General features: G+C 59.6%; 15 protein-coding genes. 6 read left to right on the top strand and 9 right to left on the bottom strand.

Translation table 11 applies throughout. From position 1 onward, the window contains the following. Window positions 1-106: 106 nt before the first annotated feature. Window positions 107-592: a cupin domain-containing protein gene (locus tag AB7M26_RS16430; RefSeq protein WP_429388865.1), complete on the top strand. Its 486-nt coding sequence runs from the start codon at window positions 107-109 to the stop codon at window positions 590-592. A gap of 226 nt (window positions 593-818) precedes the next feature. Here the strand turns inward: AB7M26_RS16430 and AB7M26_RS16425 are convergent, their stop codons facing one another. Next, window positions 819-1,211 (bottom strand): GFA family protein, encoded by a 393-nt coding sequence (locus AB7M26_RS16425; protein ID WP_123495333.1) that lies wholly within the window; start codon window positions 1,209-1,211, stop codon window positions 819-821. Window positions 1,212-1,345: 134 nt separating this feature from the next. On the opposite strand from AB7M26_RS16425, the gene AB7M26_RS16420 reads away from it, so the two are divergent. The 3 genes from AB7M26_RS16420 to AB7M26_RS16410 all read left to right on the top strand — a co-directional run bounded on the left by AB7M26_RS16420 (window position 1,346) and on the right by AB7M26_RS16410 (window position 3,004). After that, window positions 1,346-1,645, top strand: coding sequence for a hypothetical protein (locus tag AB7M26_RS16420; RefSeq protein ID WP_123495335.1), 300 nt, complete (start codon window positions 1,346-1,348; stop codon window positions 1,643-1,645). A 107-nt stretch (window positions 1,646-1,752) separates the two neighbouring features. After that, a complete protein-coding gene (locus AB7M26_RS16415) occupies window positions 1,753-2,232 on the top strand; it encodes a VOC family protein (RefSeq protein WP_427623489.1) in 480 nt (159 codons plus the stop codon). Window positions 2,233-2,263: 31 nt separating this feature from the next. Next, complete coding sequence (locus AB7M26_RS16410; protein ID WP_123495339.1) at window positions 2,264-3,004, top strand: Mut7-C RNAse domain-containing protein; 741 nt, start codon at window positions 2,264-2,266, stop codon at window positions 3,002-3,004. A gap of 315 nt (window positions 3,005-3,319) precedes the next feature. Here AB7M26_RS16410 and AB7M26_RS16405 read toward each other — a convergent pair whose 3' ends face one another. The 3 genes from AB7M26_RS16405 to AB7M26_RS16395 form a co-directional block, all read right to left on the bottom strand. Beyond that, window positions 3,320-5,035 (bottom strand): amidase, encoded by a 1,716-nt coding sequence (locus AB7M26_RS16405; protein ID WP_429385231.1) that lies wholly within the window; start codon window positions 5,033-5,035, stop codon window positions 3,320-3,322. A 403-nt stretch (window positions 5,036-5,438) separates the two neighbouring features. Continuing rightward, the gene (locus tag AB7M26_RS16400; protein ID WP_429388863.1) at window positions 5,439-7,328 is read right to left on the bottom strand and encodes a potassium transporter Kup; all 1,890 of its coding nucleotides are present in this window, start codon (window positions 7,326-7,328) and stop codon (window positions 5,439-5,441) included. 164 nt (window positions 7,329-7,492) lie between these two features. Then, a complete protein-coding gene (locus AB7M26_RS16395; protein ID WP_123495344.1) occupies window positions 7,493-8,113 on the bottom strand; it encodes a cell wall hydrolase in 621 nt (206 codons plus the stop codon). Window positions 8,114-8,303: 190 nt separating this feature from the next. Here AB7M26_RS16395 and AB7M26_RS16390 point away from each other — a divergent pair, with 190 nt between their 5' ends. Both AB7M26_RS16390 and chrA read left to right on the top strand, forming a co-directional pair. Continuing rightward, a complete protein-coding gene (locus tag AB7M26_RS16390; protein WP_429385229.1) occupies window positions 8,304-9,155 on the top strand; it encodes a CAP domain-containing protein in 852 nt (283 codons plus the stop codon). Window positions 9,156-9,190: 35 nt separating this feature from the next. Continuing rightward, entirely contained in the window at window positions 9,191-10,549 is a 1,359-nt protein-coding gene (gene chrA / locus AB7M26_RS16385) for a chromate efflux transporter (protein ID WP_429376003.1), read from the top strand. A 14-nt stretch (window positions 10,550-10,563) separates the two neighbouring features. Here chrA and AB7M26_RS16380 read toward each other — a convergent pair whose 3' ends face one another. The 5 genes from AB7M26_RS16380 to AB7M26_RS16360 all read right to left on the bottom strand — a co-directional run bounded on the left by AB7M26_RS16380 (window position 10,564) and on the right by AB7M26_RS16360 (window position 13,588). Further along, window positions 10,564-10,962, bottom strand: coding sequence for a YfeK family protein (locus AB7M26_RS16380; RefSeq protein ID WP_429385227.1), 399 nt, complete (start codon window positions 10,960-10,962; stop codon window positions 10,564-10,566). A 69-nt stretch (window positions 10,963-11,031) separates the two neighbouring features. Next, complete coding sequence (locus AB7M26_RS16375) at window positions 11,032-11,268, bottom strand: hypothetical protein (protein WP_429385225.1); 237 nt, start codon at window positions 11,266-11,268, stop codon at window positions 11,032-11,034. A gap of 128 nt (window positions 11,269-11,396) precedes the next feature. Then, window positions 11,397-11,633, bottom strand: coding sequence for a hypothetical protein (locus tag AB7M26_RS16370; protein ID WP_063343332.1), 237 nt, complete (start codon window positions 11,631-11,633; stop codon window positions 11,397-11,399). A gap of 61 nt (window positions 11,634-11,694) precedes the next feature. Beyond that, complete coding sequence (locus AB7M26_RS16365) at window positions 11,695-12,483, bottom strand: DeoR/GlpR family DNA-binding transcription regulator (RefSeq protein ID WP_429385223.1); 789 nt, start codon at window positions 12,481-12,483, stop codon at window positions 11,695-11,697. 211 nt (window positions 12,484-12,694) lie between these two features. After that, on the bottom strand, window positions 12,695-13,588 hold the full coding sequence (locus tag AB7M26_RS16360; RefSeq protein ID WP_429376000.1) for a LysR family transcriptional regulator: 894 nt from the start codon (window positions 13,586-13,588) through the stop codon (window positions 12,695-12,697). Window positions 13,589-13,591: the final 3 nt, after the last annotated feature.

The following is a 13,591-nucleotide window of genomic DNA, read 5'->3' as shown; positions in this document are numbered from 1 at the left end:
TGGGTATATCCGCGCTCCGGCATTCGGCTACCGTCAACGTATATATGACTTGATTGCACAGGCTCTGCGCCTGTGCGTTGAGGCCCCCAGACACGAGGAAACCATGATGATTGCCCACAAAGCGGCCGCTGTTTTGTTGGCCTTGCTCAGCCCTGCCTTTCTGACCTTGACCGCCCTGGCCGAGGAAGCGGGTTTTATTGCCGCCACCTCATCCGGACTCAATTGGAAACCTGCGCCGGCGGTGGGACCTGGCGCAATGATTGCCGTGATTGAAGGTGACCTGAAAGCCGCTGAACCCTTCACCCTGCGCTTGAAGCTGCCGGCCAATACAAAAATCGGCGTGCATACCCATCCCGTGACCGAACGCGTAACCGTTATCTCGGGCACCTTCTACTTCGCCACCGGAGACAAATTCGATCCGGCACGGGCCAAGGCCTATCACCCGGGTGACACCCTGATCATTCCTGTCGGCATGTCGATGTTCGGCGCCAGTCGAGAACAGGAAACCGTGCTTCAACTTCACGGCACAGGGCCTTGGGGAATCACTTACCTCAACCCGGCGGACGATCCCAGGAACAAAAAAATGCAGTGAGCGCTAGCCAGGCACTATGAATCAATCATGCCTGGCCGCCGCACTATCACCCCTGCGAGACGCTTTTGAAGTCCGGCAACAGGCTTTTGGCTGGCGTCGCTGAAGGCACAGCAACAATGTCCGCTTGAACCGTTTCGGGCTTCTGCTCCGCTGCCTCCCCGTTGAGCGCTTTGTGCATCTTTACCGTATCCAGCGCGGCCGGGCGCCTTCGCACCCTTCGTGCAACCTACTCCTCAAAGCGCCCCGTGGCGTCACGATCGCGCTCGTATCGTCGCGTCTGCGGAAACGGCGGTAGCCAGGATTCGCGACGCACGGTCCAGCTTTCGTAGGTAGGTGTCAGTTGGTCAGGGGCATCCAGGGATCCCAGGTTCACTTCGATTTCGTCGCCGGTGCGGGCGAAAACGGACGAGCCGCAGCGGGGACAGAAAAACCGCCCGGCATAGTCGCGTGTTTCGCCCTCGATCGTCACCGCGTCCTGAGGGAATATCGCGCAGGCGTGAAACAGAGCCCCATGATGTTTGCGGCAATCGAGACAGTGACAAAGGCCGACCCGGTACGGGAGTCCCGACGCCTCGATCCGGACGTTGCCGCACAGGCAACCGCCGGTGAATCGGTCCATGCTGCGTCTCCTCTGATCAAGCGACGGTTGTGACTTTGCAAACTGTGAAAAATAGTAGCGAAGCCACGGCCTTGGGTCGACTAATCTGAGTAGAGCACCAGCACAAACACGCCTCTAGCCTCAGGGGAAACGGGATGACCGGAAAAACAGCGCGCCAGTGTTCGTCATGGGTCCTGCCCTCCCTGCTCGCGATCAACCTGGCGCTGATGGCGGGATGTGCAGGCAAAGCTTCCACGGCTCACTATTCAGCCTCAAATACAGGCTCAAACTGCTACGCAAAAGCGATACCCACTGCCGGCGAGGGCGGCCTGGCTTGGGGCGATACCTTGAGCATGGCTCGCAAAAAATCCATGGATAATTGCATCCGCTATGCCGGCCGATCCGGGGGTACGCCCAATACCTGCCAGGTGGTGTTGTCGGAGTGCAAAAATTAATAGAGCGTCATCAAAACGGTCCATTCTGTTCGCGGTCAATCACTGAACAAACACCCGTCGGTCATGACCGAGGGCACTGAATAACACGCCAATTCTGGAGAACCAAGATGATCAGCAAGAACACGATCTGTCTCTGGTACGACGGCACCGCGCTGGATGCCGCGACGTTCTACGCCGAGACGTTCCCGGACAGCGCCGTGGGCGCTGTCCTTCGCGCGCCTGGCGACTATCCGGCGGGTAAACAGGGCGATGTCTTGACGGTGGAGTTCACTGTGATGGGTATCCCTTGTCTGGGGCTGAACGGCGGGCCGGAGATCAAGCATAATGAGGCTTTCTCGTTCCAGGTTGCGACCGACGACCAGGCCGAAACCGACCGCTTGTGGAACGCGATCGTCGGAAACGGCGGCCAGGAAAATGTATGCGGCTGGTGCAAGGACAAGTGGGGACTGTCGTGGCAGATCACTCCACGCGTGCTGACCGCCGCGATAGCCAATCCTGATCGAGCGGCGGCCAAGCGTGCGTTCGACGCCATGATGGGGATGGGCAAGATCGACATCGCTGCGATTGAAGCGGCTTTGAAAGGTTAACCAGCGCTGCAGCCCTGCCATACTGTTCAACATGACCCGTGCAACCTTCCGCTTCTACGAGGAGCTCAACGATTTCCTGCCGGCCGACCGGCGGCGGCAGTCCTTCACCTGCGAGTGCGCACGCGGGGCGACGGTCAAGCACATGATCGAAGCGCTCGGAATACCGCACACCGAGGTCGAGCTGGTGCTGCTCAACGGCGAGTCGGTGGGCTTGGAGCGGGTGATTTTCGACAATGACCGGCTGGCGGTGTATCCCAAATTCGAAGCGCTGGACATCAGCCCGCTGCTCAAGGTTCGTGCGCAACCTTTACGGGTGCTGCGCTTTATCGCTGATGCGCACCTTGGCGGGCTGGCCAACCTGCTGCGCATGAGCGGCTTCGACACCCTCTACGACAATGGCTTCGAGGACGGCGAGATCGCCGAGATCGCCGCGCAGCAAGGACGCATCGTGCTAACCCGCGACCGCGAACTGCTCAAGCGGCGGATCATCAGCCACGGCTGTTACGTGCATGCCCTGAAACCGTCGCTGCAGCTGCGCGAATTGTACGAGCGCCTCGATCTCGCACGTAACGCGCGACCATTCAGCCTGTGCCTGCATTGCAACCTGCCGCTGCACGAGATCAGCCCGGAATTGGCCCGGTTGCAGGTGCCGCCCCGCGTTGGCGCCCTCTATTCGCACTTCCTGCGCTGCGACGCCTGCCAACGGGTTTACTGGGAGGGTTCGCACTGGCGCAGCATGTGTGCACTGCTGGCACCTCTGCTGGGCCAATAGCCGAGCGCATCGGGACGGCTGCCAGGGAAACTGGCTTTTGCAGGGTCTTGGAGCCTATGCAAACCCGAGGAACGACAGGATAACCACGACGATCACAACTACCCCGACGATGTAGATGATGTTGTTCATGAAATCCACCTCTCAACCTGGACAGGACTGCGTTAGAAAGACAAGACACTGCACCTTTGCCGGGAATACACATCGGCTGCGCTGCACACTATTTTTGCGAGCGACGATTTGAGTACAGCCAGACTGCCCTGGCTTACCGTTACCGGGCGGGATTGACGCGTGTGTCGTGCGCCAATCCCGCCCTTCCTAGTTCTGACCACCCGACAACGGTGGGGTTCGCGGCGGAATCAATCGCTTCGTCCCCGTCGACTCAAACGCCGAAGCCAAGCGCAGCAGCGTCGAATCGTCATAGGCCCGACCGGCAAAGGTCAGCCCGACGGGCATGCCGATGTCCGGCATGATTCCCATCGGCACCGTGACCGTGGGAACACCCAAGTGGCGGATGGCGAGATTGCCGTTGGCGACCCAGACACCGTTACTCCACGCGATGTCCGCAGACTTCGGATCGACATCGGCGTTCGCCGGCCCGACGTCGGCCACCGTCGGGAAGATCACTGCGTCGAGCCCCAACCGATCCATCCAGTCCTCAAGATCGATACGGCGCGTCTGCTCAAGGCCGCGTAGCCCGTCCGGCACCGTGGGGATCTGGTCCCAAGGCGTGATGCCGCGCTCGGCCATCCGCACATATTCATCCATGCCAGCGGCAAGGTCGCCCTCACGGTTGGGCAGCGTTCCCGGGTCGTGCGGGAAAATCAGCGGCCCGTTCACATCGACCAGGCGATTGAGTTCTGGATCGCCATTGGCCTGCAGAAAATCGTCGAACGCCCAGGCTGTCAGATCCCACAACTCATGGTGAAGGAACTCTTTGGAAACCAGGCCACGGTTGAACACCGTCGGTGCACCAGGACGATCACCCTCGCAATTGGAGACCAGCGGGAAGTCGACCTCGATCACTTCGGCCCCAAAGGCTTCGAGTGCCTTGCGAGCCTCTTCCCAGAGCCCGATCACGGAAGAACGGGTGTTGATTCGCTGCCCCGTCGGACCACCGATACCCGGCGCATCGCTCGTGCCCGCTTCGGGATCCGCGTTGATGTACATACGAGGAACGCCGAAGCGTTTGCCTGCGAGGGCATCGGTATTGGCGGCAAGCGCCCCATAGGAAGCGGGACGCACCGAGGCGACACTAGGAATGGGCACCCAGGGTTGCATCCGCCACAGATCGCCTCGTGTGTCGGGATCGTCCGCCACCACCACGTCGAGCACTTCGAGCAGGTCGGCCATGGTTCTGGCAAACGGCACGACAACGTCCATGGTCGGCGTCAACGGCCAGTTCCCGCGCACCGAGATCACTCCGCGCGAAGGCGTATAGGCACACAAACCATTGTTCGACGCCGGGCCACGTCCGCTCGACCAGGTTTCTTCGGCGAGGCCGAATGCCGCGAAACTGGCAGCGGTTGCAGTACCGGCACCGTTCGATGAGCCCGAGGCGAAGGGTGCGGTGAGATAGCCAGCGTTGTACGGGCTCTCGGCCCGGCCATACACCCCACGCTGCATGCCGCCGTTGGCCATGGGCGGCATATTGGTCTTGCCCAGGCAAATCGCGCCAGCGGCACGAAGCCGTTCGATGGTGAACGCATCGCGATAAGCAATCAGGTTCGCGAAGGCGGGACTTCCAGAGGCTGCGGTAAGCCCTTTGACCAGATAACTGTCCTTGGCCGTATAGGGAATGCCATCGAGCGGCCCCAGCGTCTGTCCCTTGGCCCGACGGGCATCGGATGCCTGCGCTTCCTTGAGCGCATCGGGGTTGCGAACCACCACTGCGTTGAGGGCGGTGGGCGTGTCAGGGCCGTCGTAGGCGTCGATTCTGGCGAGATAGGCCTGAACCAGTTCAACCGCCGTCGTCTGGCCCGATTCGAGTGCGGCACGCAGTTGGGCAATGGAAACCTCGGTGACCTCGATCATGCTGTTACCGCCGGCGGGTGATGGGTGACTGGATGTTGGGCTCAAAGACATCACTTATCTCAAAAAGGGTTTTCATAGTGGCTCTCGTTGCACTGCATTAGCGCGATCGATTACTCACAATACGTGCTTAACCTGCGATCAATACGTGGTGAGCACGTTGTACCCGTGATTTTGCATGAGATTAGTGCAAGAGCCCACTCCATGAACGGCCCGGCGTCTCGGTGAGGGTCGTGTGGCGATGGTGGAGGCTCACCGAGGAACGCAAAACCTGTGGGAGCGGCGGTGCGACGATTCGACTTGCTCGCGAAAGCGGTGTGCCAGGCAACATTAATGTCGGCTGACACTCCCTCTTCGCGAGCAAGCCCGCTCCCACAGGGATGTGCGTTTGACTGACTGTTGCCGTCTACATCTCAACCTGCGTGCCCAGCTCGATCACGCGATTGAGCGGCAACTTGAAGTATTTGAGGTTGCTGTTGGCGTTCTTCAGCAAGAACGCGAACAGGCTTTCGCGCCAACGGGCCATGCCGATACGCTTGGTCGGGATGACAGTCTCCCGGCTGAGGAAATACGTGGTGCGCATCGGGCTGAAATCCAGCTCTTTCAAGTGGCACAGGCTCAACGCCAGAGGGACGTCGGGCTCCTCGATAAAACCAAAGTGCAGACTCACTCGAAAGAACCCTTCACCATAAGCCTCGACCTCGAATCGCCGATCCGCCGGTACACGCGGACTGTCTTCAGACACCACGGTAAGCAACACCACCTGCTCGTGCAGCACCTGGTTATGCAACAGGTTGTGCAAGAGGGCATGAGGGACCGCATCCGCCCTGGCCGTCAGAAATACCGCGGTACCCTGCACACGATGGGGGGGGTGCGAGCCAATGCTGCTGATGAACAACGGCAGCGGCAGCGAGGTTTCGTCCAGCCGCTCGACAATGATCTTTCGACCCCGTTTCCAGGTGGTCATCAATATGAACAGGGCAATACCGGCAATCACCGGGAACGCACCGCCCTGGAAGATCTTCGGAGCGTTGGCAGCGAAGTACAGGCTGTCCACCAAGAGAAAACCCAAGAGCATCGGAATAGCCAGCCAACGAGGTATTTTCCAAAGCAGCAATGCAACAGCCGAGGACAGAATGGTGGTAATCAGCATGGTGCCCGTCACCGCCACACCATAAGCCGCCGCCAGTGCACTGGACGATTCAAAACCGATGACCAGCAACACGACGCCGACCATCAGCGCCCAGTTCACCATGCCGATGTAAATCTGCCCCTGCTCCTGACTGGAGGTGTGCTGGATAAACATCCGAGGCACGTAACCCAGCTGGATGGCCTGGTGAGTCAGTGAGAATGCCCCGGAAATCACGGCTTGGGAGGCGATGATGGTGGCCAGTGTCGAGAGCGCAACCATCGGCAGCAGCGCCCAGTCAGGTGCCAATAGATAGAACGGATTACGTACCGCTTCAGGGTTCCCGAGGATCAGCGCGCCTTGGCCAAAGTAGTTAAGTACCAGGCCGGGGAGCACCAGGATGAACCAGGCACGAGCAATGGGTTTGCGACCAAAATGCCCCATATCGGCATACAGTGCTTCAGCACCAGTCAATGCCAACACGACGGCGCCCAGAATGGCGATGCCGATGCCCGGATGGACCACGAAAAATTTCACCGCCCACGCAGGATTCAGCGCTTGCAGAACTTCCGGCCGTTGCAAGATGCCGTAAATGCCAAGTACCCCCAACACCACAAACCACAGCACCATGACCGGGCCAAACAAGATGCCGATACGAGCCGTGCCATGTTTCTGTATCAAGAAAAGCACTACCAGGACGACAAGGGACAGCGGAACCACCCAATGCTCAATGCCATCAAACGCAAGCTCTAACCCTTCAACCGCAGAGAGCACCGAGATGGCGGGGGTGATCATGCTGTCGCCGTAAAAAAGTGCCGCGCCAAACAGGCCAAGCAACACCAGCACCCTGCTCATTTTGGGATACGGCGCCGCAGCCCGACGTGCCAGTGCCGTCAAGGCCATGATGCCCCCCTCGCCCTGGTTATCGGCGCGAAGGATAAACAGCACGTACTTGATCGAGACGACCCAGATCAGTGACCAGAAGATCAACGACAGAACGCCCAGTACACCGTCGTGATTGGCCTGGACTCCGTAATGACCGGCGAACACTTCCTTGAGGGTGTAAAGAGGGCTGGTGCCGATATCCCCATAAACCACGCCCACCGCGGCGATGAGCAAGCCCACTCCCGAGGTTTTGGAATGGGATTCTTCATGGGCATGGATCATTGTTTCGCTCACGGGGTGGCTTCTCGATAAGGAGGAAGGAGTGCAATGAAGAATTGCAGGCATCTCAATGATAAAAAAACGCGATCAGTATCATTTCGGGGAAAAGTAACCACCGTAAAAAAACCGTAAATTCTTACCGGCAGCACTCTCCCCCAATCAAGCGCTTACTGCGCCGTCCCGCCACGAGGTTTATAAAACAGGAACTTCCCGGTCTCGGCCGTCTTGGTGTATTTCTTCGCCCAGGCGGGTTTCACCGTTCTGTCGTGGAAATACAAGGCACCATGGGTTCGGTCCGTGAGTTGCTTGTTGAGCGCCTTGCGCGCGATTTCCTTGGCGAGGGCATATTCGTCGTCTTCCTTTACCTGATCTGCACGTCCGTCGCACCACCATGAAAACTGGCAGGAGCCCGTTTCAGAGCCTTGCTTGACCACGGCGCACACCGTATCGGGAAACCCACCATGGCCGAGCCGGTTCATGACCACGCTGGCGACGGCTTCCATGTTGGCAGGTGCAACACCTTTGGCTTCCCAATAGATACTGCGTGCAAAGCAGGTGATTGCATCGTCCAGAGGGGCTGCGCCTGCCGGATCGACCGCCTGCGCTTCGGAGGGGGTGATGACTGCGGACTTAGGCACCGGGAGTTCGCTGTCCTTCTCGGCGGCTTTCTGCTCCAGGACCTGCGCCTTGTCTTCGGCCACTTCCTGTTTTTGCTCTTGCTCAGTCGCCAACACCTGGCTGCACAGAAGGATGATTGCGAAGCAGGTGAGTACCCATTTTAATCGCATGATCGATCCTTCCGATGACACTGGCTTGGGCAATGAAACGGCGATGTTGCAGCGCTGACCTGCTGTGATTGTAGTCGTCGCACGTCATTCCAGCCGTCTGACAATAAATGCATGTCGGCGCAAAAAAGGCATTGCGTGCGCAGGGGGGAAATCGCGCATCATGAGTGCAGTCCGTTCAAGGGAGATTTTCATGCGCAGCCTGTCATCCATTTTGCATCTCGCCGTGTTGTCATTCGGGCTGATGTTCAGCGTCACCGCGTCGGCGGCCGATGAAACGCAGCTGGTCGAGTCGATCAACGTTTACCGCAGCCAGGCGCAGCGCTGCGGCGGCCAGGCGTCTTCGGAGTTGCCGCCGCTGGCGAGCGATCCGCGTCTGGTCCTGTCCGCCAACAGCATCGGTGACTTGCAACAGGCACTGGCCCGCGCGGCGTATCCGATGGTCAATGTCCAGGCGATCAGCCTGTCCGGCCCGCGTGATGCGCCGTCCGCCATGAAGGCGATTCAGGAGAGCTTCTGCCAAGTGGTGCTGGACCCGCAATTCGTCGACATCGGCGTCAGCCGCGATGGCCGTGAATGGCGTATTGTGCTGGCGCGTCCGCTGTTGACCGGGCGTTTGGGTGATTGGCAGGCGGAGGGACAGAAACTGCTTGAAGCGATGAACAGCGCCCGCGCTCAGACGCGCCAGTGCGGCCCCCAAGCCTTTGCCGCCACGACGCCGCTGGCCTGGAACGCCACACTGGGCTCCGCGGCCGAGACCCACAGCCGGGCCATGGCCAACAATAACTATTTCGATCACAAGGACCGCGACGGACGCACGCCGGGTGATCGGGCTGAACTGGCCGGTTATGCGGGCCAACAGGTCGGCGAGAACATCGCCGCCGGGCAAGACACCGTGCGCAAAGTGGTCGATGGCTGGCTGGCCAGCCCGGGCCATTGCGCCAACCTGATGAACCCTCAATTTCGCGAGCTGGGCGCGGCCTATGCGGTGGACCCGAAGAGTGACGCAGGCATTTACTGGACGGCGATGTTCGGGACGCCGTGAAGGCTTGAATCGACAGTTGAAAAAGGAATCGTGATTTGAATAAAGCCCCCTCTTCCACCGTCGAACAGGACCTGTCGAAGCCTGAGGCGATCAGCCTGCGAGAAGCCTTTCTGTTCTGGCTGAAGCTGGGTTTCATCAGTTTCGGCGGGCCGGCCGGACAGATCTCGATCATGCACCAGGAGTTGGTGGAGCGCCGACGCTGGATCTCGGAACGACGCTTTCTGCATGCCCTCAACTACTGCATGTTGTTGCCTGGGCCTGAGGCTCAGCAGTTGGCGACCTACATCGGCTGGCTGATGCACCGCACGTGGGGCGGCCTGATTGCCGGCGTGCTGTTTGTGCTGCCTTCGCTGTTCATCCTGATCGCGTTGTCCTGGGTGTACATCGCCTTTGGCGAAGTGCCGGTGGTGGCCGGTCTTTTCTATGGCATCAAGCCTGCGGTGACCGCCATTGTGGTGCAGGCGGCCCACCGGATCGGCTCGCGGGCATTGAAGAACAATTGGCTGTGGGGCATCGCCGCGGCTTCATTCACGGCCATCTTCGTGTTCAATGTGCCGTTCCCGTTGATTGTGCTGGGCGCCGCCATCATCGGTTATGTCGGCGGACGTCTGGCGCCTGAAAGGTTCCAGACCGGGGGCCATGGTGCTGCGAAAAAATCCTTCGGCCCGGCCTTGATCGATGACGATACTCCGCCTCCCGAACATGCCCGTTTCAACCGTTTTAAATTGCTGCGTCTGTTGCTGGTGGGTGCGGCGTTGTGGGTATTGCCGATGGGCATTCTCACCACGCTGTTCGGCTGGGAAGGCACCCTGACCCAGATGGCCTGGTTCTTTACCAAAGCGGCATTGCTGACATTCGGCGGCGCGTACGCCGTATTGCCTTATGTGTATCAGGGCGCGGTCGGCCATTATGGCTGGCTGACACCCACGCAGATGATCGACGGTCTGGCACTCGGCGAAACCACCCCCGGGCCGCTGATCATGGTGGTGGCCTTCGTCGGTTTCGTCGGCGCCTATGTTCAGCAGGTGTTCGGTCCCGATCATGTGTTCCTGGCCGGCGCCCTCGCCGCCACGCTGGTGACCTGGTTCACCTTTCTGCCATCGTTCCTGTTCATCCTCGCCGGCGGTCCGCTGGTGGAGTCGACGCACAACGAACTCAGGCTCACCGCGCCGCTGACCGCGATTACTGCGGCGGTGGTCGGCGTGATCCTTAATCTGGCGTGTTTTTTCGGCTACCACGTGCTCTGGCCCAACGGCTTCAGCGGCCAACTCGACTGGCCTTCGGCGCTGATCGCCATTGCGGCGGCCATCGCCTTGTTCCGCTTCAAGCGGGGTGTGATCGAAGTACTGATGGGATGCGGGCTGATCGGGTTGGTGGTTCATCTGCTGCGCTAGCGCAGCGAACGTGATCAATGAAGTTGTCGCTGCCGCTGCAGCTCAGTCTTCAGCCAGGTATCTGCTGGTTGTACGCCCGCCGGACAGCGCACTTCATAGGCGCGACCACTCACACTGCTTTGGGTGGCCGCCAGGTCGATGAAGTTTTCTGCGCTAGTGATCTTGTCCCTCTCTTCGAGATACTCAAGCTTCTTTTCCAGATGCGCCCGGGCCTGAGCGCCTGGGTATTCGCTCCCGTTGCGCACAAACCGGCACTCACTGTGCTCGACAAAGTCCAGCAAGCTGTTTATTTCCTGAGTGGCTTGAGGTTGTGTTTGCGCCTGTGCATTGAGCACCACTGCGGTCAGGCCGATACCCGCCGCGATCAACCAGTGGCTGACATGCCGAGTGAAACGTCCAGGCAGAACTCCCATGGTGACACCTCGCATGACTGACGGCAGATCAGAGCGGTGGTGCCCGCTCTGAAGGCTGGCGAGCAAGTATCAATCGTCGTCGCGGTCGTCGCGGTCCCGGTCACGGTAACGACGGCGATCATCACGCCGGTCGTAATCCCGGTCAAACCCTCGATCATCACGTTGGTCATAGCCTCGGTCATGGTCGCGACGGTATTCACGGCGGTGATCCCGATCGTACCTGTCATCATCTTCCCAGTGAGGAAAGCAGCCTCCCAACAAGAGAGTAGCTGCAATGGCCAGGGTCATTATCGCGGTGCGCTTCATTTGAACATCCTAAAAGCAAAGGTCAGAGATGCGGGGATGAGTTGACGCTATCCACGAATTCAATCGAAGTGCGTGCAAACCGCAGGTACGACCTTCCAGATGCTCAATGATTCAGTTATCGCCAGGCCTTACAGCGTTCTTTGGCTGTTACCGATGGTTTTGGCTTTTTCGATGGCCCAGTCCATCGCCGCTTCCATGTCCAGCAGATGCGGCGACGGGTGGTTGTCCTCAACGATGGCCGAACCGTCCGGCCAATAGACACCCATGAACATCTTCAGCGAGCCGTCTCTCAATATCTCGGCTTTAACCTCAATGCTGCATCCGTTCGATAGTGTTTCCGAGTGGATCATATGGCGCTCAGTCATGGCTGCATTCCTCCCGTCGTTGCTATCAGCGTAACCCATGCAGCACTGAGCGCGATGACGCTCAAGCGTCTATCTGCACCACCTCGATCCCCAGCTGTTGATAATCCTCGACATTGCCCGAGGCCACGTGACGCTCGGTGATCAGGGTATGCACGCGGTTGCAAGGCGCAACAACGAAAGGCTCCACCGCCCCCAGCTTGTCCGCGGTGGTGACGGCAATCACATGGGAAGCGCTGGCGAGCATCGCCTGCTTCACCGGCACCTCATCGAAATGCAGTGAGCTGATGCCGACTTCCGGATGAATGGCGCAGACCCCGGTGAACAGCAGATCGGCCTTGATGCCTTCGATCAACCGCAGGGTTTCATGGCCGCCGGAAGACATCGTCGCGGGATTGAGCTGACCACCGGCAACAATCACCGTGATGCCTTTGTATTCGGCCAGTGTGATCGCGATCATCGGCGACGCGGTAATGGCCGTGATGGAGATGTCAGCGGGCAGCGAGCGCGCGATCTGCAGCGTGGTGCTGCCGGAATCGAAAATCACAATCTGGCCGTTTTTGACCCGGCGTGCGGCGAGTTGGGCCAGACGGGTTTTCACCTCATCGGTTTCGCCAACCCGGGTGAAGTAATCCTTGCCCGTATCCTTGGGCCGCGGCAGCGCTCCGCCATGCACCCGCTGCACCAGCCCGGCGCTGGCCAGCTCCGACAGATCCCGACGAATAGTGTCTTCGGACACCGTGAAATGCTGGCTCAGCTCGGAGGCCATGACCTTACCGTCGCGTTCCAGAATCAAAAGGATTTTCTGACGGCGCAACTGCGGGAGTTCGGTTATGGAATGCTCAGCTTGCATGGTTATGCCTGTTTTTGCGTGTTTATGCGAGATTAGCCAAACAGCGGAATGAACACAACCGGCAGCAGGAGAATGCTGGCTCATGCCAGGCGCAGAACCTGTGGGAGCGGGCTTGCCCGCAATGGCGGCGGCACTTACAGCATTAATGTCGCCTGACACGCCGCCTTCGCGGGCAAGCCCGCTCCCACAGGATTGTGGTCAACTGATGCCCTCACAACGCATTCACAATGAACTCGCGCAACCATTGATGCGCAGGGTCGCGATGAACACGCTCGGGCCAGAGCATCGACATCTCGTAACCCGGGACATCAAGCGGTGGCTCGACCACTTCCAACGCCCCCGCATCGCGAACCAGCCGCGACGGCAGCATCGCCACCATGTCGGTACTCTCCACCACCGACCGCACAAACAGGAAATGCGGGACGGAAAGCACCACCCGGCGCGTCATGCCCACCGCCGAAAGCGCCTGGTCGGTGACACCCTGAAACGCCCCACCATCCCGTGACACGATCACGTGGTCGAGTTCACAAAATTGCGCCAGTGTCGGCCGTTTTTTCAACTGCGGATGGCCGGCACGCCCTACCAAAACATATCGTTCGGTAAACAACGCTCGACGCCGCAAGCCGGGGGGAGCGTCCTCGCTGGTGTGGAAAGCCAGATCGATTGCTCCCTGCTCCGCTTGCCTGGCGATCTGAGACGGAACCAGATCAAACACCGCCATACGCGTACCCGGTGCTGCCGAACGCAGCCCGGCTAACGCAGGCAAAACGATAGTCGTCTCACCGTAGTCGGACGCCATGACATTCCACGTCTGCCGTGCCTCAACCGGGTTGAAAGGGCTGGCGGGCGACACGGCGCGCTCCAGGGCTTCCAGGGCCTGACGCAACGGCTCGCGCAACTCATCGGCCCTGGCCGTGGGCCGCATGCCCCGTGGTCCTGGCAGCAACAGCGGATCACCGAAAATGTCCCTCAATTTGGCAAGATGAACACTCACCGACGGTTGAGACAAACTCAGGCGTTGCGCCGCACGGGTCACGTTGTGTTCCGAGAGCAAGACATCAAGGGTCAGCAACAGATTGATGTCCAGGCGTCGCAGATTATTCATGGT

The organism is Pseudomonas sp. F-14 TE3482, assembly GCF_053629455.1.
Note: the sequence above shows the minus strand (reverse complement) of the source record. Positions and strands in the feature narration are given on the sequence as shown.